1 protein-coding gene is annotated in these 281 nt (G+C 39.1%); it reads left to right on the forward strand.

The genetic code is table 11. From position 1 onward, the window contains the following. The coding region (locus ACFIO5_RS10260; protein ID WP_404978048.1) for a glutamine amidotransferase-related protein at nt 1-281 on the forward strand (281 nt) is incomplete at both ends.

The raw sequence follows: 281 nt of genomic DNA on the forward strand, positions 1-281 counted from the left end.
ATGAGCATATCACATTCAGACACTGTTCTTATTATTGACTTTGGTTCACAAGTTACACAGCTTATCGCACGGCGAGTAAGAGCGATGGGTGTCTATTGTGAAGTTGTTCCTTTTCAATTAGCTTTAGAGGGCATGCAAAGGATAAAACCAAAAGCTGTTATTTTATCAGGCAGTCCTTATTCCGTTATTGATGAAGGTTCACCGCGTGCTCCGATGGAAATTTTTGAAATGGATATTCCAGTTCTTGGTATTTGTTATGGTCAACAAATCATGTGCGTTCA

Source organism: Bartonella sp. AA86SXKL (assembly GCF_042196885.1).